16 protein-coding genes are annotated in these 25,850 nt (G+C 59.0%); 10 read left to right on the top strand and 6 right to left on the bottom strand.

What is annotated here, in order from left to right:
• Window positions 1–36: 36 nt before the first annotated feature.
• The 8 genes from AC6H1L_RS18795 to AC6H1L_RS18760 all read left to right on the top strand — a co-directional run bounded on the left by AC6H1L_RS18795 (window position 37) and on the right by AC6H1L_RS18760 (window position 11,600).
• Window positions 37–2,049: an oxidoreductase gene (locus AC6H1L_RS18795; protein ID WP_497598993.1), complete on the top strand. Its 2,013-nt coding sequence runs from the start codon at window positions 37–39 to the stop codon at window positions 2,047–2,049.
• 39 nt (window positions 2,050–2,088) lie between these two features.
• Window positions 2,089–4,095: a mycofactocin system FadH/OYE family oxidoreductase 2 gene (locus AC6H1L_RS18790; RefSeq protein ID WP_497598992.1), complete on the top strand. Its 2,007-nt coding sequence runs from the start codon at window positions 2,089–2,091 to the stop codon at window positions 4,093–4,095.
• Window positions 4,096–4,320: 225 nt separating this feature from the next.
• The gene (locus tag AC6H1L_RS18785) at window positions 4,321–6,459 is read left to right on the top strand and encodes a glycoside hydrolase family 15 protein (protein ID WP_497598991.1); all 2,139 of its coding nucleotides are present in this window, start codon (window positions 4,321–4,323) and stop codon (window positions 6,457–6,459) included.
• Window positions 6,460–6,544: 85 nt separating this feature from the next.
• Window positions 6,545–7,573 carry an electron transfer flavoprotein subunit alpha/FixB family protein gene (locus AC6H1L_RS18780; RefSeq protein ID WP_497598990.1) on the top strand — a complete coding sequence of 343 codons (1,029 nt, stop codon included), beginning with the start codon at window positions 6,545–6,547 and terminating at the stop codon, window positions 7,571–7,573.
• 185 nt (window positions 7,574–7,758) lie between these two features.
• Window positions 7,759–8,706 (top strand): quinone oxidoreductase family protein, encoded by a 948-nt coding sequence (locus AC6H1L_RS18775; RefSeq protein ID WP_497598989.1) that lies wholly within the window; start codon window positions 7,759–7,761, stop codon window positions 8,704–8,706.
• A gap of 262 nt (window positions 8,707–8,968) precedes the next feature.
• Window positions 8,969–10,288, top strand: coding sequence for an FAD-dependent oxidoreductase (locus AC6H1L_RS18770; protein WP_497598988.1), 1,320 nt, complete (start codon window positions 8,969–8,971; stop codon window positions 10,286–10,288).
• 71 nt (window positions 10,289–10,359) lie between these two features.
• A complete protein-coding gene (locus AC6H1L_RS18765; RefSeq protein WP_497598987.1) occupies window positions 10,360–10,662 on the top strand; it encodes a ferredoxin family protein in 303 nt (100 codons plus the stop codon).
• A 62-nt stretch (window positions 10,663–10,724) separates the two neighbouring features.
• A complete protein-coding gene (locus AC6H1L_RS18760; RefSeq protein ID WP_497598986.1) occupies window positions 10,725–11,600 on the top strand; it encodes an electron transfer flavoprotein subunit beta/FixA family protein in 876 nt (291 codons plus the stop codon).
• A 133-nt stretch (window positions 11,601–11,733) separates the two neighbouring features.
• Here AC6H1L_RS18760 and AC6H1L_RS18755 read toward each other — a convergent pair whose 3' ends face one another.
• From AC6H1L_RS18755 to AC6H1L_RS18740, 4 genes are all read right to left on the bottom strand, one after another.
• Complete coding sequence (locus tag AC6H1L_RS18755; protein ID WP_497598985.1) at window positions 11,734–14,184, bottom strand: flippase activity-associated protein Agl23; 2,451 nt, start codon at window positions 14,182–14,184, stop codon at window positions 11,734–11,736.
• 110 nt (window positions 14,185–14,294) lie between these two features.
• Entirely contained in the window at window positions 14,295–16,646 is a 2,352-nt protein-coding gene (locus tag AC6H1L_RS18750; protein ID WP_497598984.1) for a flippase activity-associated protein Agl23, read from the bottom strand.
• 47 nt (window positions 16,647–16,693) lie between these two features.
• Window positions 16,694–19,075, bottom strand: coding sequence for a DUF2298 domain-containing protein (locus AC6H1L_RS18745; RefSeq protein WP_497598983.1), 2,382 nt, complete (start codon window positions 19,073–19,075; stop codon window positions 16,694–16,696).
• Window positions 19,076–19,434: 359 nt separating this feature from the next.
• Window positions 19,435–21,294, bottom strand: coding sequence for a phospholipid carrier-dependent glycosyltransferase (locus tag AC6H1L_RS18740; RefSeq protein ID WP_497598982.1), 1,860 nt, complete (start codon window positions 21,292–21,294; stop codon window positions 19,435–19,437).
• A 458-nt stretch (window positions 21,295–21,752) separates the two neighbouring features.
• Here AC6H1L_RS18740 and AC6H1L_RS18735 point away from each other — a divergent pair, with 458 nt between their 5' ends.
• Complete coding sequence (locus tag AC6H1L_RS18735; protein ID WP_497598981.1) at window positions 21,753–23,534, top strand: acyl-CoA dehydrogenase family protein; 1,782 nt, start codon at window positions 21,753–21,755, stop codon at window positions 23,532–23,534.
• A gap of 453 nt (window positions 23,535–23,987) precedes the next feature.
• Here AC6H1L_RS18735 and AC6H1L_RS18730 read toward each other — a convergent pair whose 3' ends face one another.
• Together AC6H1L_RS18730 and AC6H1L_RS18725 are read right to left on the bottom strand one after the other, a co-directional pair.
• Window positions 23,988–24,194: a hypothetical protein gene (locus tag AC6H1L_RS18730; protein WP_497598980.1), complete on the bottom strand. Its 207-nt coding sequence runs from the start codon at window positions 24,192–24,194 to the stop codon at window positions 23,988–23,990.
• Window positions 24,195–24,586: 392 nt separating this feature from the next.
• Window positions 24,587–25,036, bottom strand: coding sequence for a cupredoxin domain-containing protein (locus AC6H1L_RS18725; protein ID WP_497598979.1), 450 nt, complete (start codon window positions 25,034–25,036; stop codon window positions 24,587–24,589).
• 378 nt (window positions 25,037–25,414) lie between these two features.
• On the opposite strand from AC6H1L_RS18725, the gene AC6H1L_RS18720 reads away from it, so the two are divergent.
• Entirely contained in the window at window positions 25,415–25,714 is a 300-nt protein-coding gene (locus AC6H1L_RS18720) for a hypothetical protein (RefSeq protein WP_497598978.1), read from the top strand.
• Window positions 25,715–25,850: the final 136 nt, after the last annotated feature.

Here is a 25,850-nt window from a genome sequence, read left to right as displayed (position 1 = left end):
CCGCTGGAGGCAAAGCCGCCCTAGGCCATGATGAGCATGGATACGAAACTGTTTCAACCTCTCAGTATTGGGCCGCGTGAAGCGCGCAATCGCCTGATTTTCGGGAGCCATACGACAAACTTTGCCCGCCATCATTTGCTCAGCGAGCAGCACGGCGACTACTACGCGAGTCGAGCTGAAGGCGGCGTAGGCACCATCGTGCTAGAGGAGCACATCGTCCATCCCTCTGACCTTCCCTATGAGGCCGCGCTGCTCGGCTATTTGCCTGAGACCCCGGCAGCCTTGTCCCGGGTGAGCGCTCGCCTGCGCGCTGCAGGGGCGCTGACGCTTGTTCAGCTGAACCACAATGGTCAGCAAGGCGTGAGCGATCATCACCAGCGTGAGCTGTGGGCCCCCTCGGCCGTACCCGATGTAGCTACTCGCGAGGTTCCCAAGGCGATGGAGCTGGAGGACATTCGCGCCGTGGTCGAGGGTTTCGCGCTGGTTGCTCGCCATGCCGTGCGCGGTGAGGCCGACGGGGTAGAGTTGCAGGTCTCCGATCGCTCACTGTTACGTCAGTTTCTCTCACCGTTGACTAACCAGCGCAGCGACGCCTATGGTGGATCACTAGAGAATCGCCTGCGCTTCCTCCAGGAGACCATCGAGGCCGTGGCTGCCGTCCTGGGAGGCAATTATGTCCTCGGAGTGCGCCTCTGCGTCGATGAGCTGGCCCCCTGGGCCGGTATTACTCCAGAGCAAGGGATTGAGATTGCACGCCGCCTGGCAGAAACAGGCCGGGTCCACTATCTGACCGTGACGCAAGGGAGCATTCTGAGCACCCATCTGTTTCCCTTCCACGCCTCAATGCATGTGGCCCCCGGCTATGCGGTAGAGCTGGCGGCAGCCGTGAAAGAGGCCGTCTCTATCCCCGTTTTTGCCGCCGGTCGCATTATGGATGCCGGGCAAGCGGAGGCTATTATAGCAGCCGGCCAAGCGGATGGCGTGGAAATGATCCGGCCTTTGATCGCTGATCCCGCCCTGCCCCGCCTGGCTCAGGCAGGCAAGGCGGAGCGTGTACGCCCTTGCCTGGCCTGTAACCAGGGCTGCCAGGTGCGGGGTCTGCTCAACGCAGCCCTGAGCTGCAACGTCAATCCCGACGTGCTCCATCCCTGGCCAGCGCCCGCCTCCTTGCTAAGCGAACACGAGCCACCCGCCCATCATCCGAGTCAGTTTTCTCCAGTCAATCAGCTATCGCTGAGCGAAGCCTTTGTTATTGTGGGAGCTGGGCCAGCAGGATTGGAGGCAGCGCGGACTGCCGCTTTGCGCGGACGTAGAGTTGTGCTCTTCGAGCGCGAGTCGGAGCCAGGCGGAGCGGTGAGGCTGGCCGCCCAGGCCCCAGGACGCGCCTCCCTGCGCCGTATTATCGACTACCTGGTACAGGAATGCGAGCGCCTCGGTGTGGAGCTACAGATGGGAAGGGCCGTCAATGCCGCCTGGCTGCTGGAGCAGCGTCCGGGTGCCGTGCTGGTGGCTACAGGAGCCAAGGCGGGCCAGGGTCTGCTACCGATCCCTGGACATGATCTTCCACACGTCTTGGATGTGCGCCGTATCCTGCGCGGCGAGCGAGTACATGGGAACGCTCGACGGGCTGTCGTGATCGATGAGACGGCCTCGCATGGGGTCCTCTCGGTAGCGGAGCTGCTGGCGGAAGAAGGTTGGCAGATCGAGATTGTCACTGAAGACTGGTATGTCGGGCGCGACTTGGTTGCCACCTACGATCTGCCGGCCTGGCTAGGGCGGGTGCTGCCACGCGGGGCGGTTCTGACCACTCATACAAGTGTTGTGCGCATCGAGCCTGGACAGGTGATCGTGCGCGACCGCTTTGCCCTGGGTGAGCGTGCATTGCCCGCAGATATGGTCGTGCTGGGAGTCTATGAGCAGCCCGATCAGGATCTCTACTTTGCCTTGAAAGGGCGCCTCGCTCGTCTGCGCCGGGCCGGCGACTGTGTGGCGCCCCGCCGGATTGAGCAGGCGATCGCAGAGGGGCGCCAGGCAGGCTTATGGGCCTGAGCGTTAGCAGGCGCCCGAGCAGAGCAGGAGGGTCCGCCAATGGCAGGCCAGTTTCAGTATCTGTTTACGCCGTTGCGCATCGGCACAGTCGTGGTTCCGAATCGCATCGTCTTCGCCGCCCATTTGACCAATCTGGCTGAGGAGAATCAGCCTGGTCCGCGCTTGACCGCCTACTATGTCGAGCGCGCCCGTGGCGGTTGCGGGTTGATTATTACAGAGGAGCAATCGGTACACCCTAGCGACTGGGCCTATCAGAAATTGATCCACGGCTTCGATCCCCGGGTAGTTCCCGCTTACCGCCGTCTAACGCGTGCCGTCCACGAGTATGGAACGCGCATCTTCGCTCAGCTCAATCATAACGGCATGCAAGCGAGTAGTATCTACTCGCGCCGCCCTGTACTCGGCCCTTCGCCGTTGGTCGATCCTATCCACCGCGAGATGTGCAAGGAGATCGAGCCGGAAGAGATCGCCGAGATCGTGCGCGGCTACGCTCTGGTGGCTCGTCATGTACGCGAGGGCGGTTTCGATGGGGCCGAATTGCAAGCCTCGCATAGTTCTCTGATTCGTCAATTTCTCTCTCCGTACTATAATCGGCGCCAGGATGCCTACGGTGGTTCATTGGAGAACCGTCTGCGCTTCGTGCTGGAAGTTATTGAGGCGATCCGGGCCGAGGTTGGTCGCGACTTCCCGCTGGGGATTCGTTTGTGCGGCGATGAGCTGATTCCCGGGGGGCTGACGTTCGCCGATGTGCGTGAGATTGCCCTCCGCTTGGAGGCTACTGGGCAGCTTGATTTCATTAATACCAGCATCGGCGAATTCCATAATCTCTATATGGTTGAGGGATCGATGCACACGCCGCCCGGCTATCAGCTCTTCGTTTCGGCAGGCCTGCGTGAGGTGGTGCAGCTCCCCGTTTTCTGCACGGGACGTATCAAGGACCCTGTCCAGGCAGAGCGGATTCTGCGCGAGGGATTAGCGGACATGGTTGACGTCGTGCGCGGTCAGATCTGCGATCCTGCTTTTGCCCGCAAAGCGCGCGAGGGACATAGCGAGAGCATCCGCCTCTGTATCTCTTGCAACCAGTATTGCATCGGACGCATGGGCCTGAATCTGAGTCTAGGCTGCATCCAGACACCGGCGACAGGCAACGAGTTACGCTTTCGACCTCTACCTGCCCGGCCCTCATGGCGGAGCGGTGCTCGTCGCCCGCGCATCCTGGTGGTCGGCGGCGGACCAGCCGGTATGCAGGCGGCTAAGGTTCTGGCCCAGCGCGGGGGCCTGGTCCGCCTGTATGAGCGCCAGTCTGAGACCGGAGGCCAGATCAATCTTATTGTGCGCGTGCCTGGCCGTGTAGAATTTGGCGATGCCGCGCGTAATCTTCAGCGCGAGCTGGCCGAGGTAGGGGTTGAGGTCATCACAGGCACCGAGGTCGATGCCGATTTGGTTCTGGGAGAGCAAGCAGATGCGGTAATCATCGCCACCGGCTCACGGCCCGGGCCGGTTCCGGTGCCCGGCGGCGATCTTCCCCATGTGGCCAACGTCTGGCAAGTGCTGATGGGAGAGAAGACAGCGGCAGCCGGTCAGCGCGTTCTGGTCTATGATCAAGTTGGCTTCCACCAGGCGACAAGCGTAGCCGAGCTGTTAGCCGAGCGTGGCTGTCAGGTCGAGGTGGTCACACCGCAGTTCTACGTAGGAGGCGACCTTAGCGTGACGCTGGATATCGAGCTGTGGTATCGTCGCATGCTGGCTCACGGCGCCGTCTTTACTCCTCACCATTATCTGGCAGCCTTACAGCCTGGAGGAGCGACGATTGTCAATAACTATACGGGCCAGGCCCGCACTATCGACGATCTGGCTTTAGTAGTGGTGGTGGCGCCCCAGGTTGCTGACGACGCTCTCTATCTGCGCCTTAAGGGGCGGGTGGCCCGGCTCTATCGAATAGGGGACTGCCTGGCGCCACGGAGGGTCGAACATGCCATCCTCGATGGCGAACGCATCGGGCGGGCGCTGACTCTTGAGGGCCTCTCGCCCGTCGACGGCAGCTAAGGCAAGCCCTGTCTTGCCTTGCTCTCGCGGTGTCTGCTGGACCAAGAAGGCTCTGAGGCTTGCCGATTTCGCTCTGGATGCTACAATACAGGGAAATCCGCCGCGCTGAACTCAGCGAGGGCGCCAGGGGCCCAGATTTCGCCTGGTTGTCTCCTGCTCGGCAGAGGCTGGCCCTCAGCCAGTGTGGCGGGTCACGCTAGGCCAAATGTTGCTTGTGGAGTAGGTATGTCTGTTGAGCGTTCTTCCTTCTCACCAGAAGAGCAGGGGGGGCAAGTTCCCACCTCTGGCGGCTTGCCTTCCTCCGATCTTGCCGCCCAGCTCAGTGCTGGCATCAACGCCAACTATTTGACAGAGCCACCTGCCCGGCGTGCTAGTGTGCCGCCACTTCCGCCAGAACGGGCCTTGAGCCTGGCCTGGCTCTATAGCGCGCTCCTCGGCAATGGCAGAGTGCTGGTTTGCCTGGATGAGACGGCCACTCCCGTACAATGCTTCTATCCACATATTGACGGCGGACCGCATCTACGTTCTCTGCTGCAGGGAGTACAGGTCGAGCGTGAGGATGGCGCAACGTCTGTGAGTTGGCTGGCAGAAGAAGGCTGGTCGCACGAGCTGGGCTATGTGCCCGCCAGTCCCGTGGTCAGCGCGCGCTCGGAGCGGCCTGATCTGGGCTTAGTTGTTGAGCGGCAGCTTGCTGTCCACCCTGAGCACGACCTGCTTGTGATCCAGCTAAGCTTGACGAATCGAGGTCAGGCTCCTCTGCGCTGCAGTCTAGTCACTTATGCTGCAGTTGATATCGATTTGCGCCCAGCAGGCAACTGCGCCTGGTACGATCCTGAGACGGAGCTGCTGACCTTTTTCCATGCTGATCGCTATCTGACTCTGGGCAGTAACTGGCCCGTAGCCGATTTTGCCTGTGAGCAGAGCCGTCCCGGCGTTGTCGATGTTGTCTTCGAGATGGCCGCCGAGCAGCGCTATAGCCGCCAGGAGTTCGCCGTTGGTCAGGTGGCAGCGGTTCTTCGCCATGCCATTGGTGAGCTGGCACCAGGGGCGAGCTGCAGCGGTGCTTTGCTCTTCTCTTTCGGTCGCACGCTAGAGGCCACGCGTACGCTCCTCTCTCAGCAGCGAGATAAGAGCAGTCAGTTACTTGAGGAGACGCTTACCTACTGGCGGCAGCATTGCGCGCGATTTACTCTCAATGTCATTAATGACGATATTAAACATCTTTATGAGCGATCTCTATTAGTGCTTCATTTGCTGAGCGATCGCGAGACAGGAGCGATTCTTGCCGCCCCAGAGATGGACCCGACCTTTCGTTCCAGTGGGGGCTACGGAATGTGCTGGCCACGCGACGGCGCGTATAATGCCCATGCTCTCGATGTGGCCGGAGAGCACGAGCGTGCTCGCGCCTTCTTTGATTGGGCTTTACGGACCCAGGAAGCTTCTGGCTGTTGGTACCAGCGTTACGATACCCGTGGGAATCTGGCACCGACCTGGGGCTTGATCCAATTCGATGAGATCGGTATTGTTGTCTGGGCTGTGGGTCAGCACATCGATCTCACAGGTGATGTGGAGTACGCTCGCTCGGTCTGGCCAGCGCTGAGGCGGGCCGGCGACTATATGCTGCGCGAGCTTGACGCGGAAACAGGCCTGGCCCCAGTCACTAAGGATCTGTGGGAGGAGTTCGATGGCATTAGCACCTATGCTTGTGCCACGACCTGGGCCGGCTTCACTGCGCTCGCTCGTCTGGCCTCCCTACTGGGACAGGAGGCCGAGGCCCAGCGCTGGCAGGAGACCGCCGCTCGCTTAAAACAGGCGATCGAGCAGCACCTGTGGAGCGCTTCCGCAGGGCACTTCCTGCGTGGCGGTCGCTTGAAAGTGGCACCGCTTGAGAGCGAGGACATGGCCCCCTTGGCTGCCGATGAGATGGCTATTGAGATCAGAGGTCGACGCTGGCGCGCACGCCGCGCAGATCCAACGCTCGATATCTCTATCCTGGGTCTGGCCGTTCCCTTTGGCGTCTTTGCCCCTACAGACCCAAGAGTACAGGCCACTGCCCGCGCGATCGCCGAGCGGCTGCGTAGTCCTGTTGGCGGCATCCTGCGCTATCAGGGAGATAGCTACCGCGGCGGCAATCCCTGGATACTATGCACTCTCTGGCTGGCCTGGTATGAGGCTCTGGCCGGCGATTTAGACGCAGCCGAGCAGCTCTATCGGTGGGCCGTTGATCATCGCACTGCTCTCGATTTGCTCCCCGAGCAGATCAGCCGCCAGGATGGCCAACCCTGCTGGATTATGCCCCTCGGCTGGTCGCATGCGATGTTTGTACTCGTGACCCAGGTGCTCAGGGCCAGGGGCCGGCTCTAGATCCCCCGATCTGGATGACGATCATCTACTAATGAATCTAGTTTGAAGTGCTGCAGATGAAGCGGCGCTCATGTGAGGTGAGAGCTTGGCTGAACTCTGGGTTGTGTTACAGGAACAAGAGGGTCTGCCCCCTGAGTATAATCAGGAAGTGCTCGCTGAGGCGCAAGAAGTCGTCAACCAACAGGCAGGGAGCTTGCAACTGTGTGCGGTGCAGTTGCGTGCCCCGCACCTTTCCTCAGCAGAAGAGAGCCCCGAAGCCTTTTTCAGGACCATCGTGCCTGAGCGCCTCTATATCTTGGAGCACCCTGCCCTGGAGCGCTACACAACCGAGAGCTATGTAGCAGCGTTGAGCTGGTTGATCAGAGAGCGCACTCCGACACTGATCGTAACCAGTGCCACTGCCAATGGCCAGGACTGGGCCCCCCGTCTGGCGGCGCAGCTCGGCTTACCCTTTGTGGCGCGTTGTCTGGGTTTCTCTTTGGAGCAAAACGCGCTTTTGAGCTTGCGGGCACTTTATGGGGGGCGGGCTTATGTGCAGACTCGCACACGGCTGCAGAGGCGGCCTGCGCTGGTCACCTTTGCCCCAGGCACACGGGGCACGCCACCAGCCTCAAGCTCTCAACAGAGAAGGCCCTTGCCGGAGAAGATCCTCTATCGGCCCTCCCTGCCAGTTGAAGAGCAACGCTCGCGTCTGCAGCACATCGGGATCGAGGCTCCGGCAGCAGAGGAAGTAGAGCTTGAGGCAGCCGAGAAAATTGTCGCTGGAGGTCGGGGAGTTGGTCGCGAAGGCTTTGCCGAGATCGCGACTTTTGCCCGTCTGGTGGGGGCTGCCGTCGGAGCCAGTCGCGTCGCTACTGATCGTGGCTGGATTGAGCCGGAGCGCCAAATCGGGGCGACCGGCAAAAGCGTCAGTCCAAGACTCTACATTGCCTGCGGTATTTCGGGCGCAGCTCAACACACCAGTGGCATTCGGGAGGCCCAGACTATTATTGCCATTAACCCTGATCGCAATGCGCCGATCTTTGCCTTGGCTGATCTCGGACTCCTGGGGGATGCCAGAGAGATTCTCCGGCGGGCCATCCAGCTCCTGCAAGAAGAGCCAGTAGGTGCCTGAAGCCTGAACAGCTTAGCCGATGGCTTTTCCATGCCTGCCTATCTGTCTGTTCCTCATTGACCGGCGGTTGGCTGATCCTCTTTTCTCTGGCTTTGCCACCCGTCACATAGAATGGATACAATGATATCTGCCAGGAGCAACATATCCTGACGATTCACGAGAAGCGAGGAGCAAGAGACATTGCCATGAAAGCTGTGCAATTTGCTCGTTACGGCGGACCCGAAGTTTTGGAACTGCGCGACGTCCCGGACCCTGTTCCCGCCGCAGATGAGGTCCTCGTCGATGTGAAGGCGACGACGGTGAACCGTCTAGACCTTTTTCAGCGGGCGGGCAGCAGGCCGGTCCCGAACTTGCCTTATACGCCAGGTCTAGAGGCAGCGGGTGTAGTAGTTGCGGACAGCAATGGCTTTAAGGCGGGTGAGCGCGTGCTCACCACGCGGGCGCCGGAGGCTCGCGGCGGGGGTGGCTATGCCAGCCGGATTGCGGTACCCGCGTCTCATCTCGTGCGCATTCCCGCTGATGTCTCTTTCGAGCAGGCGGCAGCAGCAGGTCTAGCAGCTTCAACAGCCTGGGCCGCTCTGTTTGATCTGGGCAATCTCAAGGCAGGCGAGCGTGTGCTTGTGTGGGCGGGAGCGAGCGGTGTCGGCACCTGGGCCATTCAGTTTGCCAGGCACATCGGAGCTTGGGTCACTACGACCGCCAGTAACGCGGAGAAGTCCGAGGCGCTACGCCGCCTGGGAGCTGATATGATCGTCAACTATCGTGAGGAGAAGGTCGGTCAGGTGGTGCGTAACGCCCACGGCGTTAACCTGGTTATCGAACTCGTCGGCACTACGCTTCAGGATAGCATCGATGCCTGCGTGAACGATGGGCGAGTGGTGTTGATTGGTAACCTGGGCGGTCAACAGTCTACCGTTGATACGCAGTCCTGGCGCCTGAAGCGAGTGACTGTCATCGGAGGAGGCACTCTGCGCACGTCTCCCGCGAATGAGCAGCGCATCCTGCAGCTGATCGCTGAAAAGGCGGTGACGCCGATCATCGCCCGTGTCATGCCGATCAGTGAGGTGGCCGAGGCGCATCGACTTTTGGCAGCCGGCGAGGTCACAGGGAAGATCGTTCTGCTGCATTCCTAGGCCGCTGTCATGGCAGGGAATGAGAGGGAAGCTGGACCGCGCGAAGGCGAGACGGGGTGAATTAGTCTGGAGTGCTACCCCGTCTGATTTGGCTCAGGCCAGCATTCCCTCAGCTCTCTCACCTTCCCCGGCGCTGGCTGGCTGGCTGGCAAGGTCGCTATGAGCAGTGCAGCGCGGAGGCGGAGCGCTTGAGCGCGCTCCGCTGGCACCGGGCGAGCGCATAGCAGCGGTTCTGGATGATAACGAAAGCTGAGACAAAGCGATGTATGTGCAGCAGCAGAAGCAGCAATTTGATGTAATTGTCGTGGGCGCTGGGCCAGCGGGCAGTAGCGCAGCATTGGTGCTCGCGCGCGCTGGTTTGCGCGTAGCGTTGATCGAGCGTGGTGAGTACCCAGGTGCCAAAAATGTCTCTGGGGCTGTCTTCTACGCTCCTGGCCTGCTGGCCGAATTGCTCCCCACTTTCTGGGAAGAGGCCCCTTTCGAACGCTATGTCACCCGCCGAGTCTTGACCTTTCTGGGGAAGGAAGCCGCTCTCTCGCTCGATTTCCGTAGTCGCCATTTTGCCGCTCCTCCTTACAATGGGGTGACGCTGCTGCGTCCCAAATTTGACCGCTGGTTGGCCGGTAAGGCAGTTGAGGCCGGTGCTTTGCTCATTACTTCGACCGTAGTCGATGATCTGCTCTACGAGGGAGAGCGAGTTGTAGGGGTACAGTGTCGGCGCGAGAATGGCGCCCTCTATGCTCCCGTGGTCATCGCCGCTGATGGTGCTAACTCTTTCCTGGCCAAAAAGGCTGGCTTGCAGCGGGAGTTTTCTGCAGAAGAAATGAGCCTGGGCGTCAAGGAGGTGCTGCGTCTCGGCGCGCGTACGATCGAGGAGCGTTTCAATCTGACTGGCGATGAGGGCATGGCGAGCGAGTATGTGGGTGAGGCTACGGGTATCGTCAAAGGCGGAGCCTTTCTGTACACCAACCGGGAAACGCTTTCGCTTGGTATTATTGTTCAGATCGCTTCCCTTGCTCAACATCGAGTCAAACCGTATGAGCTGCTTGATCGCTTCAAGCAGCATCCGGCGGTCGCTCCGCTGGTCCGGGATGGCGTGACCTTGGAGTACTCGGCCCATATGATTCCCGAGGGAGGTTGGCAGCTTGTACCCCGCCTGTCTCGCGCCGGCTTGCTGGTGGCCGGCGATGCCGCCGCTCTGGTCTTCGCCGCTGGCATCTTCTTGGAAGGCATGAACTTCGCTGTTGCGTCGGGTCTGGCTGCCGCTGAAACGGCTCTGGAGGCCCATCAGCATGGCGATTTCTCCGCGGCAAGTCTGGCAGGCTATCAGAAGCGCCTGGAACAGTCCTTTGTCTTGCAGGATCTGCAACGCTTCAGGCTAACGCCTGCTTTCGTGAACAATGAGCGACTCCAGAACCTCTATCCTGAATTGTTGTGTCAGGCTGCTGAGCAGGTCTTTCGCTCGGAAGGTAAGCCGCGTAAGAAGCTAGGATCGACAATTCTGAGAACGTTGCGCGGCAAGGTCTCGCTTTGGACCCTCCTGCGCGATGGGTGGCAGGCTGGGCGCGCTCTCTTCTTCTGAGTGAGCATCGTCTCTGAAGATGCTGGCCTTACGCTTTTGCGCGCTTAGGGGACATAGGAGTACAAACTATCATGCAACCGATCGCTTCTGATCCTGTGGCAACCCAACCCATCGAAGAGCTCCTGGAGCTAGTGCGCTTCAAAGTCGATAAAACACCTCATATTCGCGTCAATACTGAAGCTTGTAGGGGGTGCGATTTAACTCCTTGTGTCTATGTATGTCCTGCAGGGTTGTTTGAGATTCTCGGTGGCGAGATGCACTTTTCCTACGAGCATTGTCTGGAGTGTGGCACCTGCTATGTTGCCTGCGAGCGGAAGGCCATCGAGTGGGATTATCCACGGGGAGGCTGGGGAGTCAGCTTCCGGGCTTCGTAAGCAGGCCTTCTTGATCGAGCTGGGTCTGATCACAAGGAAGGATCAACAACGAAGGAGAGACCATGCGCGTCGCTGTCTGCCTGAAACAGGCTCCCGATAGCAGTTCAGTGTATGTCGATCCCATTAGTGGAGAGGTTGATACCGAACGCTTTGTACAAACCTTGAACGCTGCTGATGCCTGTGCGCTGGAGGCTGCACTCCGTTTGAAGGAACAGCTAGGAGGCTCGGTCTTTGCGCTGACGCTGGGGCCAAGCGAGAGCGAAGAGGTGCTGCGCGTCGCTCTGGCAATGGGAGCTGATACCGTTGAGCGCCTCTGGCATCCACATGCTGTCAATTGGGGGCCGCTGACGATCGCAGCCGCCCTGGCGGCTCGCCTGCGCGTTGATTCTTCCTTGCCCGACGTGATCTTCTGCGGGGAGGAAAGCAGCGACTGGGCTTCCGGGACAGTAGGTCCCGCGCTGGCGGCCTATCTGGGCTTGCCCCAAATCACCGGGGTGATAGGACTGGAGGCGCATCAGGACGCCGGGCGGCTTGTTTTGCAGGTGACTCGTCGCTTAGAACGCGGCTATCGCGAGCGACTGCGCGCTGAGCCTCCTCTGCTGCTAACCACGCATGAAACGCTCAATGAGCCACGTTATCCTTCGCTGCCCGCTCATCTGGCTGCCTTGCAGGCCACGATTGCTGTGTGCAATCCCCTGGATCTGCCAGGGTTCGTGGCAGATCCCGAGGCAGACGAGACGACCATCGTGGAGGTTCGTACGCCCCGCCCTCGTCCTCATCGCATCCCTATTCCCAATAGCCAGCTTAGCCCTTTCGAGCGCATTGGAGAGATCATCACTGGCGGCACCGCCAGGCGACAGGTTCGCCTGGTCGAAGGCCCTCCCGAGGAGCTAGCTCGCGAGTTAGTACGCTTTCTGAGGGAACGGGGCTTTGTTTGAAACTCTTCCCGCACTGCTCGTAAGTCTCAGTCGGTAGCTTGAGCATAGAGCAGCGCGCTGCTTCCTTCACCACCCAGACGGAGAAGATGCTCCGTCTGGGTGGTTTCCGGTTGGACTGAGCGTGACCGACTGCTTAAGGAGTTACCCCCAGACCCTTACGGATGAGCAGGGCCATTGGGTAATAGCCTGCGTTCTCTCCTATGGGTTGGCGCTGCCACCACCAGGCCCAGATGCGTTCTGCCGCCAGCACTGGATTGAAATGCGCTCCCGGCGGCGGATTGTCCCCATAGCTCAGCCACAGCAACGGCCCTACTCCAACATAGGGGGCTGGTGGACCACACTGCTGCTTTGCGCTGGGAATGCAGGGCGGAGGCATGTAGCCCTGATCCCACCAGGATCGCATTTGATATTGGTGATAGAGATAGTCGCCATTGGGACCTGCGTATTGCTGCTGGAAACCATTGGCGATGCTGTCGCCACCGGCAATGATGACAGGGATGTTTTTGGCTGTTGCCGGGCAGCCATTGGGGTATTCAAGACAGACATTGGGATAGTCCCGCAGGTACCAGATCAGGGGCCAGGTTGCATCGTCAGTGAGGCCGATAGGGAGCTGATGGCGACCGCCATAGAGCCGGCGATCCAGCTCGTCGATCTTGGCCATCACCGTGTTGACATCCGTCGTCGTCTGTACATAGATCAGCATCTCATGCGGCGCATCCGCCGCATGCACATACGTCACCTCGTACATATTGTGCACCGTCGGCACCAGCAACAGAACCCCCACCAGCACCGTTCCCACCGCTCCCACCAGTTTCCCTCTCCCCCTCTCGGGCCACTTCTCCCTCCCCCTCTCTCCCTCCTCCGCTCCCACGGCCTCCCGCTCCTTCCTCCTCTCCCGCCAGCTCCTCCAGCCTTCCTGCCCCCACCTCAGCACCACCTGCACCGCCGGCTCCAACCCCAGCCCCGCCAACAGCATCAACGGCAGCGTGATATGGATCGCCAGCCACGGCATCTTCTCCGCCGCCCACGAATACAGCACCAGGTTCCCCACACACCAGTACACCAACCACAGCCGCAGCCGCGTCGGCCTCACCAGACAGCGCACGATCCCTACTACCCCAAAGACTACCCCCACCTGCTCATACAGCGGGATCAGCAACAGATAGTAGTACCACGGCTGCCCTCCACGCGCGACTTGCTGCTGCTCAAGCCAGTAGTAGATACCTGCCCAAATGCCATCACCAATACCCCCTCTGATATTGGTGAAGAGGACCGTGAACAAGACCAGGAAAATGACCCAGAAGAGCAGGAGAGCAAAGAACCAATGGGTCCAAGGCATCCTCACCAGCGTCGCCAGCACCGGCTGCCTCTTCTCATCCACCCAACGCGCGAGGCCTCGCCGCTGCTCTTGCTCTGCAGCCTCGGTCGTGGTCTCGCCCATGAACATCTCCCGCAGCAAGATCACTAACACCACCAGGCCCAGAGCGATCCCTAACCAGGGGATGACCTGAACGGTGCGATCCTTCAGAGCAGCCACGAAGGCATCTGACGTTTGCTGATGAGCCGTGATGTAGAGTGAGAGATTATGGAGCCAGCGGAAGAGCAGCAGGGCCATTCCGCCGCCGATGAGAACATAGGCCAGCAGGAGCAGTGGGGCCCAGCTCTTCGGCAGCCAGCGCGGCTCTCCCTTCACCCTCTCCCTCAGCTCCCACCGACTCCCTATCTCCCATACCACTACCCCCAGCCCATAGCTGCCCACCACCGCCAGCGTCAAAAACGTCGCTTCCTTCGTCGCATACGACAGCCCCAACCCCAACACCCCCACTAACAACCACCCTAGTTTCCTCTCCTGCACATACCTCACCAGCCCCACCACCAGCAGCAGCGTAAAGCACGCCATGTAGATATCCTCTCGCGCAAACCGCGAGTAGTACACCAGGCTCGGCGAGACCGCCAGCAGCACCGTCGCCAGCCACGCTGCCACCCTCCCCAACGAGCGCCTCAGCAGATAGGGCAGCCCCACCAGCACCGTGCCCAATGTCGCCGCCAGCAGCCGGACCGTGGTTGTATTCACCCCCTGGTCCGGCACCCCTACCAACTGCGCCAGCTTGTACACCAGGGCCATCGCATGAAACTGAAATGGCCCATGCAAGAGCGGGTCATAGTGGTAGCAATCACCGAAGGCAAAGCAATGCTCCCAATTGGCCAGCTGATTCATCAGCTGGAGGGAGAAGTAAGCGTGGAGACTCTCATCGTGGTGCAAGGGACGCGCTCCCAGGTCCCAGAACCGCAGCACCGCCGCCACCACCAGCACCACTCCGTAGGCCACCCACTCCAGCACTTGCCCGCGGCTTATGGTCCGCATCCTGGCCTTGAGACTGGTCTCTTCACGTCCAGTATCACCACGAGCCTGAGAGAGAGACTGGTCATCCTGACCTGCTTCGGCAGACTGCATGGCTTCCTGCGTGCTTACAGGCGTATCCTCCTGCCCTTGAACCTCAGCGGGTAGCTGCTGAGACCCAGATGAGGGCGCTTCAGCAAACTCCTCAGCAGGAGATCGCGCATGCTCTCCATTCAAGTCCAAGTGAGGTCTCCTTCCACAGTGTAGTCAAAAGTTGATCCTGCCCGGTTCTATCTTCGCTGCGACTGGCCTCGTCTATCACTCCATCACAAGACCAGCAGCAAGGTTGCCGCTCAGGGAGCGACCCCCAGGCCCTTTTTAATGAACAGCCCCATATCGTAAGCGCCATCGGTCGCGCCAAAGGGCTGACGCTGCCACCACCAGGCCCAGATGCGCTCTGCCGCCAGCACTGGATTGAAATGCGCTCCCGGCGGCGGATTGTCCCCATAGCTCAGCCACAGCAACGGCCCAACGCCACCCCAGGTTTGTTGCCCCGCACAGTTATTGTTGGCTTTACTCGGTAGACAGGGCGGCGGTTTATAGCCCTCATCCCACCAGGTACGCATATGATACTGATGGAAAAGATAGGCCCCCGTATGCGTGGCCGTATCAGCATACTGGCTCTCAGCTAGATAGAGGTTGTCACCTCCGGCAATAATGACCGGGTAGCTGCTGGGATTAGGGCAATCTGCAGGGTAATTATAGCAAGCATGAGGATAGTCCCGCAGATACCAGATAAAAGGCCAGACGGCATCATTCATCACGCCGATGGGGAGCTGATGGCGACCGCCATAGAGCCGGTGATCCAGCTCGTCGATCTTGGCCATCACCGTGTTGACATCCGTCGTCGTCTGCACATAGATCAGCATCTCATGCGGCGCATCCGCCGCATGCACATACGTCACCTCGTACATATTGTGCACCGTCGGCACCAGCAACAGAACCCCCACCAGCACCGTTCCCACCGCTCCCACCTGTTTCCCTCTCCCCCTCTCGGGCCACTTCTCCCTCCCCCTCTCTCCCTCCTCCGCTCCCACGGCCTCCCGCTCCTTCCTCCTCTCCCGCCAGCTCCTCCAGCCTTCCTGCCCCCACCTCAGCACCACCCGCACCGCCGGCTCCAACCCCAGCCCCGCCAACAGCATCAACGGCAGCGTGATATGGATCGCCAGCCACGGCATCTTCTCCGCCGCCCACGAATACAGCACCAGGTTCCCCACACACCAGTACACCAACCACAGCCGCAGCCGCGTCGGCCTCACCAGACAGCGCACGATCCCTACTACCCCAAAGACTACCCCCACCTGCTCATACAGCGGGATCAGCAACAGATAGTAGTACCACGGCTGCCCTCCACGCGCGACCGCAATCTGCTCAATCCAATAGTACAGGCCTCCCCAAATGCCATCACCAATACCAGCCCGCACATTTGTAAAGAGGACCGTGAACAAGACCAGAAAGACCGCCCAGAAGAGCAGGAGAGCAAAGAACCAATGGGTCCAAGGCATCCTCACCAGCGTCGCCAGCACCGGCTGCCTCTTCTCATCCACCCAGCAAGCAAGCCGCTGGCGCCATCCCCAGCGTGGGGTCACTGCCGCGGCCTCGCCCATGAACATCTCCCGCAGCAAGATCACCAACACCACCAGGCCCAAAGCCACCCCTAGCCAGGGCACCACCAGAGCCGTATCATCCTTCAGCACAGCCACAAAATCGTCAGCAGCACGCTGATGAGCAGCAATATAGAAAGAGAGATTATGCAGCCAGCCAAGAAGCCACCTGGCAAAGAGGGCAGCAACGAGCGCATAGGCCAGCAGGAGCAGTGGGGCCCAGCTCTTCGGCAGCCAGCGCGGCTCTCCCTTCACCCTCTCCCTCAGCTCCCACCGACTCCCTATCTCCCATACCACTACCCCCAGCCCATAGCTGCCCACCACCGCCAGCGTCAAAAACGTCGCCTCCTTCGTCGCATACGACAGCCCCAACCCCAACACCCCTACTAACAACCACCCTAGTTTCCTCTCCTGCACATACCTCACCAGCCCCACCACCAGCAGCAGCGTAAAGCACGCCATGTAGATATCCTCTCGCGCAAACCGCGAGTAGTACACCAGGCTCGGCGAGACCGCCAGCAGCACCGTCGCCAGCCACGCTGCCACCCTCCCCAACGAGCGCCTCAGCAGATAGGGCAGCCCCACCAGCACCGTGCCCAATGTCGCCGCCAGCAGCCGGACCGTGGTTGTATTCACCCCCTGGTCCGGCACCCCTACCAACTGCGCCAGCTTGTACACCAGGGCCATCGCATGAAACTGAAATGGCCCATGCAAGAGCGGGTCATAATGATAACTCAAAATATTCAGCATCAGCTGGAGGGAGAAGTAAGCGTGGAGACTCTCATCGTGGTGCAAGGGACGCGCTCCCAGGTCCCAGAACCGCAGCACCGCCGCCACTACCAGCACCACTCCGTAGGCCACCCACTCCAGCACCTGCCCACGAGACGGCCTGCGATCTCGTCTCGGCAGCCGCCCCTGAGTAGGAGCAGGGACAGCTCCCTGTTCTGCTGAGCCAACCTCTTCAAGAGCCGGGCCAGCGACTAGCTCTTTCTGACGCTGACTATCGACCGGCTGACGCTCAAACCGCTTCAAACTACTCAAGGCCCAAACTCCTCAACTAACCGTTGCAGGCAAGGCAAAAGTCACGTTTAAGACAACGTGACCTTATAGATCGTCACACCCTCAGCAGAGTAGACTATACGAAGGAAAGAAGAGAATCGACTCAAATTAATTGTCTGATACTTGGCTAACTCCAGAGGCCCGACGTAGATATAGCTCACATGATAAAGAGCCAGAAGCGAGCGAACCGCCGCGGCCTGAGAACTGGTGTAGATCGTTGCCACATCAGTGGCCCGCCGATTAAAATCAGCGGCGTAAGCTAGATTATTCAACCAATTCACACGCCACTGATACTCGTGGCCGACCCAGCCCATAATCGTCGGCAAACCAGTGAAGGCCGAGACACGCGCGTAATCACTATAGTCCGGGCCAACAGCCTCCACAATCACGGGGTCACCGCTCACATGGGCATTGAGCCAGCGGATCGCGGCATAATCACCCGGATCAGTTTGAGCAAGATAAGCCAGGCCATCCAGACTATTGCTCCGCTGCGCGAAATGATCCGTGCGGGCATAACTTCCCGCCACTGGATAGACCGCGCCGGCCAGCAACAAGAGGCAGAGAGCCGCCGTCCAGACCACCTGCAGGCCCTCCTGCAAGAGGCGCTGCAGCGACGTCGCCATCTCCCCTGGCCGCAGCGCCTCCAAGATAAAGAAGAGAGCTGCGCCACAGGCGATCGATAGCTGAGCCCACGACTGGAAATAAAATTTAAAAACTGTATTCATGCGTGGATAGCTATCAGCGAAGACATCGCGCAGATAGAACACCTCACAGCCAGCCACCAGAGCAAAAGCCAACGAGCCAAGCAAGAGAGTGAAAGCCAGCGCCCGATCGCGCAGATGAGAGAGCACCAGCACAGCCCCAACAGCTGCCAAGGCGCCCGCTGCAACAAACGTACCGCTATTGCGCACCAACAAGAGAGCCACCAGGCCCAGCAAAGCAATCACCCAGAAGCTCAGCCACTGACCACTGAAGCGTACCAGCCACTTAAGCCAGCCTGGAGCAGGCGCCGGCTGCTCTGCGCTTACTACTGAAGTCTCCTCTTCTTCCTCAAAAGCAGGCAACCTGACTATAGAGGCCACCAGCAGAGAGACAAAGACGAAAGCGAACAGGCCATAGATCAGAATCTCCTGGCCAGGAGACGAGCGATCGGCAGGGCCAACGACCCCGATGCCCTGGGATGGTGAAACAAAGCTCAAATAGAAAGGCAGATAGAAGGCCAACGAGAGAATAATGAGCGGGACCGCTGCCGCGGCAATATCCACCAGCAGTGTTCCCTTGAAACGACGCTCATGAACCAACCACTGCTGAAGAGCAATACAGACCAGGGCCAAACCGAGATAGGTTGGATAATCCCAGCCATTCATCGTAAAGAGGGCGCCGATGACCAGGGCCGTTGTGCCCAGCGTCAAGGGCAGGCGCCAGCCACGGCCAAAGATGAACATCCCCACACCTTCGCGCTCCAGCAAGAGATTGAAAGCCAAAGCAATGGCCAGGATGGTGAACGCCAGGGCCAGGACATGGGCATGAAAGCAGGAGAGCAGGAAGCTGAACGCCGGAAACTCATTGATCGTCTTATCCACCACCCGCGAGGGAGCGAACCAATCAAATTGACTGAGATCGCCATGATCACGCCACCACTGTTGGGTCGCGGCCAGATTACCGAGAATCAAGCCAAGCGCCATCGTCAGCAGTCCGTAGGGAATAGCCGCCGTCAAACGCGGGAAAGCGCGCGCTGGCCCCTCGACACGCCCATCATCTGGAGGCGGGCCGCCAGCGCGGACATATTTGGCCCAGGCAACGATATTGCAGGTCACCCCAAAGAGATTGACCGCAGTCAGGCCGAAAAAGATACAAATACCCGTGTTAAAAGCGATAGAAGGAGATTGCCCCAATAGCTTCGCCAGCACCACGATCGTAAAGTGGGCATAGTAATAATAGTTGATCGGGTAGCCAGCATACCACATATCGTTTGGCGGCAAATGCGGACTGCGCATAATTGCGGCGATAAAGCCTTCATCCATAAACATCTCAAAGCCGCGAATATCAGGGCCATAGGAGCGAATCCAGCCGAGCAGAAAGACCATGCCCAAAAAGACTAGCTCGCAACTGGCAAGATAGCCCGCATTCTCCCGCAACAGCTTCACAAGAGTCGCGCGTGTAGAGAGCAAACCAGCGAGGGCGGGAATCGTAAGCACTACGAGGACCCCACCAATAAAGGCGCGGCTAAATGGCCATGATTGAATGCACATCAAAGGCAGCCAGACACAAAAGGCGAAGAGGGCCAGCGCCAGAGCCTTGCTAAAGGCCCAACCACGGTCGGGGAGATTGCGCAAGACAGTCACAGTCAGCGGCAGGCAGAGCACACCCAGCAGCTCCACCAACGCCCACATCAAGAGCAAATCAAGCATAGGAACACTCAACCAGTACCAACACAGTTTTCTCAGCTCCTGACCCTGAAGCTCCCTTGCAGCGGCCACCCATGTGCCCGACCCCTCAAGAGGGTCAAGATCTTATCTCCTAAATCATGGATCATGATCAGCGCCTCATTCAACCGTGTGCCCACGTGCGGCACTGCTTCATTAGCCAGGGATTAGCTCGGAGCCGGTATCTCTCACTCTCTCCTCATGGCATCTCAGCCTACTCACCCGTACTTACAGCTGCTTCCCAGCACCTACCTCCAATTACCTACCAACGAATCTGCCCCCTATTCTGTCCCGTGAACTACTCCGCTCCTACGATAGAAGCCCAGAGTAGCAGCCCTTACGCCCTAAGCAGTCGCAAATGAGCAGCTCAGTGAAGTGACAGGCTGAGGCCAGCGCACCCCAGCCACAAGCTTTTCAAAGAGCTGCTGCGGCGTATAAGGATAGGGCCTATCGCGCACAAAGATACGGGCTACCGGATGGTCGAAGACCGAATAGCTCTCATCGGCCCCGCTATCATCGAGCGTAATTCCCAAGAGATGGGGGCGCACCACGAACTGAGCAGCCAGATGGAAACCTAGCTGTCCACTGAACAGAAGCTGATAATAGTGAATTGTGAGCGGATAGCGTGCGGGCAAGCGCGGGATCGACTTATCGAGACGATCAGTAGGCATAGTAATCGCATCGACAGTCGGTAAGAGCTTGGCCAGCGTACAAGCCTTCTGCGGGGTATCATCGCCGTAGAGATCGAGGCCAGTCTGGGGCTGACCAGCAGCATTCAGGTAGGTTGCCTGACGATAGATGCTGGGATCATGCCCATCGACAGGGACAGGCAAAGGATCGTCCCACTGCTCGTAAGTCAACACGCTGCCTGGAGGCAGATGGCTATATATCCAGCGAGAAGCCATTATTCTCGTATTTGGCTCACTGTAGACGTTCAGCAGTGCCAGTCCCTGAAAAATCGTGCCAGCCAAAACGAAGCCCAGGAGTCCATAGCCAAGGCCACGCGCGAGGCGCACACGGCCAACTCGGAGCGTATCTTGGGCCTCCCGCAGAGCGCCAACCAGCCATCGCCCCAACCAATCCTGAAACTGCAGCACCAGCAGCGCGGCCAACAGCGCCAGGAAGGGATAGAGCGGCAGCATATAACGCATAAACTTGACATAGAAACTGCCCGTAATCGCCCCGTAGACCAAGATCCAGGCCAGCGGGACAAGCCAGGCCGAAAGCTGGCGCCGTGTAAGCAGGGACCAGCAGAGCCAGAGCAAGCCAAGGAGGGCAGTCAGGCCCAAGGTTACGCCCTGGCCCCAGAGAACCATATTTTGCAGCTCATAGAGATAGGGAATCGTGCCAGCGAACTGGCGTACATAGGGCAGATCAATCAGGCCACGGGCAAGGTCTCCCTGAAACGAAACCTGCTGGATAAAATCACGAGCATCGAGGAAAGCATAGGGCATGGCTACAAAAAAGACCAGTACGCTCGTGATCAGCGACAGTGGAAGCAGCTCCCATCCATCGAGAGATCCCTGACGCCACCAACGCAGCCCACAAGCCAGGCCTAACGGGACGATCAAGGGAGCGGCACTAAACTTCGTTGCCAATGCCAGCCCATAGCCCAGGCCCGCCAAGAGCGCCCAGCGCAATGGCCGTTCGCTTTTGACCAGGGCCACACACGCCAGTATAGTGAGCGTAATAAAGAAGACCAGAATAGTATCGACGGCGTAAAAATGCGAAAGCTGCAACTGCAGAGGAGTAAACACCACGAAAGCCGCAGCCAGCAGCGCCACGGCCCAAGCATGAGGCCGGCCAGGCCGCTCATCCTGGATCAGCACGAGTGCCAGCAGCGCCGTGAGAGCGATCGTGCCACTGTCGAAGAGGGCCGAGATCACGCGTCCCACCAGTGTGAGATTCGCAAAGCTTCCCAGGGTGGGAAAGAAGTGCTTCAGAACGGCTCCCACAGCGGCCAATAAATAAATTGGGAATGAGCCGTAAGCGAAAAACTGAGGATTCAGTGGAGAGCGAGCAGGGTCCAGAAACTGGGACCAGCTCGTCGGCCAGGCAATCGCCACGACGTGAAAGAGAATCTCTCGCTCATCAGGATGAAAACTGTTACCATCATCCCAATTCAAACCATAGAGACGGAGGGCCAGGCCTAGAACCGTCAAGGCAATCAGCACGAGTGGACGCCAGCGAATAACAAGCTTCACGGAGCGCCTCTGTCGTCTCTCTCTAGCAGAAATGATCCATCTATCACCACCGCTGGCTACTATAGCAAGCAATCGTCTTTTTCTCGCGGTTGTGGCCTTTAGTATAGGAGGATTGCCGGCGGTGGTCAAGAGACAAGGTGCCTCTGCTGCATGCAGGGGTCCAGAAGACTGCTCGTTCCGATCGCCAATCTCGGGGCCACCCAAGAAACGGAGGGACCTGAAGAGGAATGCTCGTCAACATAGTCGGACTCCTTCCGCACAATAGCAGCCTGGCTGCTCTCCTCTAGTAAAGCATACCATAGCCACAGCAGCCAGGCAACAGGCATAGCTGCCCCTATCTCCAGGCTGAAGATATGCTACACTGCCTATATACAGGCAGTCACCAGGCTGACAACTGACGCCGGCCCTGCCAACAACCAATCATGAGCGACGAAGCAGAAAGGAGGCCACGAGTGCCCATGCTGGACGCACAGAGTCTGATGCCTGGCACCGAGGGCATAAACTTCTATCAGGCTGACCCCACCCTAGAGCAATTGCTGCAGCGTCACCTCTCCCCTGATGACTACGAGCGCGCACATCCTCTGCTCCTGCGCATGGGAGCTGTTGCCTCCGAACGTATGGATGAACTGGCCGCTATTGCCGAGCGACATGGGCCAGTGCTGCGCCAGTACGACCGGCGCGGTCAGCGTATCGACGAAATAATCTTTCACCCAGCCTATCATGAACTTGAGCGCATCGCCTATCAAGACTTTGCCATTGCTGCCTGCACACACCGCGAGGGTGCTTTAGGCTGGCCAGGACGAGTGCCGCAGCCTGTTAAATTTGCTCTGGCTTATCTCGGTATGCAGGCCGAAGCAGGGGTTTTCTGCCCCGTTTCCATGACGGATGCTCTGGCCCGTGTCCTGGAACGCTATGGTGATGAAGCTCTTAAGCGGCGCTTTCTGCCGCATCTGACAGCTCTCACCCTGGATGAGCTACAGCAAGGGGCCATGTTCCTTACCGAGAAACAGGGCGGCTCAGACGTGGGTCAGACGGCCACTGTCGCCTGCCGCCGTGAGGCTGATGAGCATAACGAGGGGGAGGCAGAGCCTTGGCCTCAGTGGCAGCTCTGGGGAGAGAAATGGTTCTGCTCCAATGTCTCTGCCGACCTGATCCTCACGCTGGCCCGCCCCAACGGAGCCCCAGCAGGAACCCGGGGCCTGGGCCTCTTCCTGGTCCCCCGCCATCTGCCAGACGGGAAACGCAACGCCTACAGGATCAACCGCCTAAAGGAGAAACTGGGCACACGTTCACTGGCGACAGGCGAAGTAACCCTGGAGGGCGCCTTCGCCTATCAAGTTGGGGCCTTAGAACGTGGCTTTATTCAGATGACCGAGATGATCAACCTTACGCGCATCTGGGCCGCCATCGGTTCGCTGGCCGCGATGCGGCGCAGCCTGCTGGAAGCCGCCGTCCATACTCAGGGACGCATGGTCTTCGGACGCCGTCTCTGTGATCACCCGCTGATGCGGCGTCAACTGGTCGATCTTCTCCTGGAAGTCGAAGGCTGTGCAGCGCTGGCTTTCGAAACAACCGCGGTTCTGGAGCGAGTTGACCGTGACGGACGCGAGGAGGACCGTCGCCTGCTGCGTATCTTGACGCCCCTCTGCAAATATTACATTCCCAAGCGAGGCGAATATGTGACCCTTGAAGCCCTGGAGATGCGCGGCGGAAACGGCTACGTTGAGGACTGGGTGAATTCACGCCTGCTGCGCGATGCCATCGTTAATGCTATTTGGGAAGGAGCCAGTAACGTGATCGTCCTGGATGTCGCACGGGCCATGAGCCGCGAAGGATGCCATCAGTCCCTTTTCGCCTGGCTCAGGGAACGCCTGCATCTGCTCCAGCGACCAGAAGTTAGCCCACATGCTCGTACGCTACAAGCTAAGCTGGAGCAACTGGCAGCCCGCTTTGAGCAGACAATGGCCCTTGATTTCGAAAGCGCTCAGCTCCCTTTGCGCGGCTTGGTTGAGCGTCTGGCCCAAGTTACTATTGCCACGCTCTTGCTAGAGCAGGCAGCGAACGCTCTCAGCACTTCATCGCTCAGTAGCGAACGGCAGCTGTTGGTCGCTCAACTCTTCATCAGACGCCATCTGCAGCCCCACCCCGACGGTTGGCAGGCCGACGACGACCGCCGCCCTCTGGAACAGTTTGACATCTTGCTCCGGGGAGCGGTGCGCTTGCCCCGTGAAGTCAAGTGAAGTGAGAGAAAACGAGACCCGGGCAGAAAGCGCTCCGTGGAGAAACCTGGCTCAGTGAGGGCAGAGATCCAGCTCTTCTCTTAGAGTTGCTTGGGTAGAGTTGCTTGGGCTTGCAAAAGGACGCAGCAAGAGATTCCAGTTAGAGAAGAGAGAGGGCCTTCAGCGATGCCGGCCCGGCGTATCGATGCTGACCGGGATCGATGGGCCGGCATCGCGACGGCGGACAGGTGAACATAGACTATCTCCATAGCTGGAGAAGAAGGAAACAAGCAGGCAGACAAACAAAGCCAAAGTGAAGATGATTGGATAGCAAGATCAGAGAAAGAGACAAAAGGCCAGTCTCTCCCCCTATTCCTGCGAGACAGAACCCAGCGAATTCAACCAGGCAGTGGGGTTCAAAGGGGCGGAAGGTTCTTAGCGGCCTGGGCGAAAGCGACGCACACGGCGCCTCGCTCAGGCCAGAACCCCATCGCGCTCCCCTACCAGGCGCTGGATCTCACGCAAGCGCCACTCAGCCTGCTCCACATTCTCCAGGGCCTGGGCCAAGATGCGCTCCTCAAGGGAAGAGAAGGACTGCTCGATTTCGGGATCGATCGAGCCGCCAAGCAGTTCCAGAGCACGATGGAGCCTGGGATCTTCAGTTGCAGCTACTGTTGACATGGCGTGTCACCTCTCGATCAAGAACTGAGTCAGACAGTAAGCAAGTCCATCAGGAAAAGAAATAAGCAGCAGCCCGCTCCTGTCTCAGGCACTCCTACAATGAGAGAAGAGCGGGATCACCTGACGCTACCCAGGGAGATGCTCGCTCCTCAAAAGGATACGCCTGAAGGCCGAAACAGGTTGCAGCCTCCGCACCACTGCCCACTTCATTCATAGTCTCCATTTCTATGATACGTCCGGCGCCAAAAACAGTATAAAGGGACTACCAACATTCCTATCTGCAAAAGTCCCAAAGTGCCGACTCTTTCTGGGAGGAGGGCTTGAGAGATAGCTCTCAGCCGACAGCGCTCTCCCGCTGCTCTTGCCCCCCCTCCCACAGCATAAAGTCTCACCTACTTAACGATCACCGTCAGGTTCATGCCCTGATGGATCGTACAATAGAGCTTAAAGGTGCCAGCCGTGGTGAAAGGGCCGATTTGCTTTGTATCGTTGCCGCTGAACTGAACGTCAATCTTGGGAGCGCCCGGCTCGATTCCAGGCTTGGCCGTCCCATTCACCCACGAGCCGTTTTGAATAATGTGCGGCACAGCAACCGTATCGACCAGAGTAATGGATTCCCCTTTCTTAATGGTGATAGAGGACACCTCGAAGTTCGTGGCGTCCATCTTCACCGTGTTCCCCTCACTGGCACTGCTCGCCGCCGAGGAACTACTACTGCTGCTGCTCGCATTGGCCGCAGTCGAGCTAGTCGTTCCAGGCCGCGTACAGGCCACCAGCAGCAGGCTGACCAGCGCCAGCGCTGTCAACACCAGCCACAACAAGCGTAGAGGTTTTTGCTCCATAGCAACCTTAGCCTCTCAATCCTAGCCGATGCCGAAAGCAGAAACGATTTGCACGCATGACAGAACGCTGTAGCCCCTCCCACCTGGCTAACGGAGCTACAGGTAACGCTCTCTCTGTCTCTCGGCTCATCTAACTTTCGAGGATATGATACGGCAACTCGCCACCCCTGCAAATCCGGCAAATACCCGATATTGCGTCGGGTATTTACCTGATCTGTTAGCTCAACTGCTGACCCCCTGGCTGCGGCGCTTGTGCCTTCCTTCCTCCAAAGCGTCGAACCGTGAAAGGGAGGGAGGGTATCAATCAGCTCCAGTTGGCATAGATCCAGGTTCCGTCGGTAGAAAGCAGCACCGACACGCGCCAAAGGAGCCGCTGGCATGGTCGGCTCTGCCGGCCCTACTATCACTATCCTTCTTCAGGTTTTCTTGCTTCCTGAACAGCAGGACTGCTACAAGAAGCCAGACATTGATTTTGCAAATTTTCAACAAGCTACCTTTCTTGCCCGGGTCCTCCTTGACTTCTGTGAAACAGCGTGGTATACTCTAAGTGTTCCTGGCAGGGAACACTTCCAGGGCACAACCCTGGCACAAGGCGCAGGCTTTGCTTGGAATCCCGAAAGGAGGTTGTATGCAGATGAAGAAACCGATACGCCTCTTAGGGATGGTGTTCCAGATTGACTAGGAGCGCCCGTAAAGGCGGGCTTTCCGAGCCTCTGAGCGCTGCGCCATCGATCTGACAACCGCTTCAAGTAAGAGGTTTACGTGCGGTCGCGACGACGGGGTGACCGTCGGGTCCTGGCAGGCGTAACCAGAG

This window comes from Thermogemmatispora argillosa (assembly GCF_059696725.1).
This window is presented reverse-complemented; position numbering and strand designations above follow the sequence as displayed.

Excerpts from the sequence above, each read along its gene's own strand:
- AC6H1L_RS18795 (WP_497598993.1), top strand. The coding sequence starts at position 37 with ATGGATACGAAACTGTTTCAACCTCTCAGTATTGGGCCGCGTGAAGCG.
- AC6H1L_RS18790 (WP_497598992.1), top strand. The coding sequence starts at position 2,089 with ATGGCAGGCCAGTTTCAGTATCTGTTTACGCCGTTGCGCATCGGCACA.
- AC6H1L_RS18785 (WP_497598991.1), top strand. The coding sequence starts at position 4,321 with ATGTCTGTTGAGCGTTCTTCCTTCTCACCAGAAGAGCAGGGGGGGCAA.
- AC6H1L_RS18775 (WP_497598989.1), top strand. The coding sequence starts at position 7,759 with ATGAAAGCTGTGCAATTTGCTCGTTACGGCGGACCCGAAGTTTTGGAA.
- AC6H1L_RS18770 (WP_497598988.1), top strand. The coding sequence starts at position 8,969 with ATGTATGTGCAGCAGCAGAAGCAGCAATTTGATGTAATTGTCGTGGGC.
- AC6H1L_RS18765 (WP_497598987.1), top strand. The coding sequence starts at position 10,360 with ATGCAACCGATCGCTTCTGATCCTGTGGCAACCCAACCCATCGAAGAG.
- AC6H1L_RS18760 (WP_497598986.1), top strand. The coding sequence starts at position 10,725 with ATGCGCGTCGCTGTCTGCCTGAAACAGGCTCCCGATAGCAGTTCAGTG.
- AC6H1L_RS18745 (WP_497598983.1), bottom strand. The coding sequence starts at position 19,075 with ATGCTTGATTTGCTCTTGATGTGGGCGTTGGTGGAGCTGCTGGGTGTG.
- AC6H1L_RS18735 (WP_497598981.1), top strand. The coding sequence starts at position 21,753 with ATGCTGGACGCACAGAGTCTGATGCCTGGCACCGAGGGCATAAACTTC.
- AC6H1L_RS18730 (WP_497598980.1), bottom strand. The coding sequence starts at position 24,194 with ATGTCAACAGTAGCTGCAACTGAAGATCCCAGGCTCCATCGTGCTCTG.
- AC6H1L_RS18725 (WP_497598979.1), bottom strand. The coding sequence starts at position 25,036 with ATGGAGCAAAAACCTCTACGCTTGTTGTGGCTGGTGTTGACAGCGCTG.
- AC6H1L_RS18720 (WP_497598978.1), top strand. The coding sequence starts at position 25,415 with ATGGTCGGCTCTGCCGGCCCTACTATCACTATCCTTCTTCAGGTTTTC.